Here is a 1,948-nt window from a genome sequence, read left to right on the forward strand (position 1 = left end):
AGGCCGAACATGTCGATATTGGGATAGATCCAGCCGGCGTCGGGATGCTGCGCCAGCGCCGCCATGGCATTGGCCATGGCGTCGGGACGCAGCCGGTTGTCGGCGTCCAGCATGTAGATCGCCTCGACCGAAGCCCATGTCGCCAGCGCATGACGAATGCCATGGTTGCGCGCATCGCTGAGCCCGCCATTGGGCTTGCGCAGGTAGGTGATCCGGTCGGGATAGCTCAGCGCATATTCCCGGCAGACCAGGTCGGTCTCGCGATGCGGGCAGCCGTCGTTGACCAGGACCAGCTGGATCGGGAAGTCCGCCCGCTGGGCCAGGACGCTTTCGATCGCCTCGGCCAGCAGCACCGAATGGCGAAAGATCGGCACGACCACCGCCAGCCGCGGCATCTGAACCGGCACCGTATCCGCGTCCTGGGGGCGCAGGAGAATCTGTTGCATCCTCTTCCCCCTCAGAACTGCAGGCAGATGTTCGAGAAGGTAGACCAGCCGTAGTGGTTGCTGGAATGCCCGCGCGGCAGGCGCGTCATCAGATAGAGGTCATGCGGCCTGTCCAGCGATTCGGGCAGCAGGACATGCGCCTGGCCCTCTTCCTCGGGCTGCAGCCTGATCCAGCCGGAACTCAGGGCCGGGTCGAAGACCGGCAGGCGGCCGGGCTGGTGCGGGCGCTGGTCCTGCGGCAGCAGCGCCAGTTGGTATTCGACCGGCGGCGCCTCGGCATGGCGGGTCAGGAGCGAGGCGAACACCTGCCGCACGCCCGGCAGGGCCAGCCCCGCCAGGATACCGCATGCGGTCTGGTCGGGCAGCACATGGACCAGCAGCGCCTCGCCGGACTGGAACAGCGGCACGGTATCGTGCAGCGTTTCCAGGTTGATCGCGGTCGCCAGCGTGTCCCGCTCGACCCGGCGCAGGCGGTTCTTGCCGCCGACCTGGATAAAGGCGTTCGCCGGAACCGGCGCCCTTGCCCCGGCGATCCAGCGCCAGATCTGCAAGGCCGGCAGGGTCTCGACCGGCTGGCCGTCGACCTCGGGATGGAAACGCGGCTCGGGATGCTGCACCGCGCTGGCCAGCCGGATGGTATCCCTGCCTTGATAGGCGACGTTCAGCATCAGGCTGATCGTGTCCGGCCCCAGCGCGCGGTCCAGCGAAAAGCGCAGCCAGCCCTGGGTCAGCCGCGCGGCCGGCACTTCCCAGATCGCCAGGGTTTCGTTGGTGTCGGGGCTCAGCAGGCTGACGTTCAGCACCCCTTCCGACGGGGGCGTCTCGTTGCTGATCTGGACCGCGATGTCGCTCAGCCCGACGCTGGAACCCGGCAGCCGCTGCACCAGCCGCGAGCCGTTGCGCAGGGTGATCGGCAATTGCCCCGAGACCGGCGACAGCGTGGTCTCCAGCTTGCGATGCTGCGGTCCGTGCCGATAGACGAACTGCTCGAGGTTCTGGAAGCTGGCCTGGATCTCCTCGTGCTGCTGGCGCAGCAGGCCCAGTTCGCGCATGAACCGGGTCGAGCGCTGCGCGCCTTGCTGCTGGGCCTTGGTCATCTGCACGACCAGCCATTCCAGCACCTTGGCGCGCGCATCCGCGGTATCGGCGATCTCCAGCGGGATTTCCGCCGGAGCATCGACATCCAGCTTGCTGCGCCACAGGCTGGCCAGCTTTGCCAGATGGCCCTTGCCGCTGTCCGACAGGGGCAGGCGGCCGATGACCCGCAGGGCCACCTGGTCGAGCGGCAGGACTTGCCCGCCGTCGTCGTTGAATTCGACATTGTCCGGCGTCCCGGAGGCGACGATCAGGGAGACCGGAAGCGAGAGCGCGCTGACTTCGGCATAGTCTTCGGGCGCCACGAGAATGGAGGCAAATTGTTTGGACATGGGAATGGCGATCACAGTGGGATGAGGAGGGGGGAGGCGGCAAAAGGCCAACTTAGTAAACTAAACTCATCGGTT

2 protein-coding genes are annotated in these 1,948 nt (G+C 66.7%); both read right to left on the reverse strand.

What is annotated here, in order from left to right:
- Positions 1 to 446: glycosyltransferase family A protein (locus IT40_RS26330; RefSeq protein WP_036761459.1), on the reverse strand; the 446-nt coding region annotated here is incomplete at its 3' end.
- A gap of 11 nt (positions 447 to 457) precedes the next feature.
- The gene (locus IT40_RS26335; RefSeq protein WP_036761461.1) at positions 458 to 1,873 is read right to left on the reverse strand and encodes a DUF6212 domain-containing protein; all 1,416 of its coding nucleotides are present in this window, start codon (positions 1,871 to 1,873) and stop codon (positions 458 to 460) included.
- Between the last annotated feature and the right edge of the window lie 75 nt (positions 1,874 to 1,948).

Source organism: Paracoccus versutus (assembly GCF_000763885.1).
GTDB lineage: Bacteria > Pseudomonadota > Alphaproteobacteria > Rhodobacterales > Rhodobacteraceae > Paracoccus > Paracoccus versutus.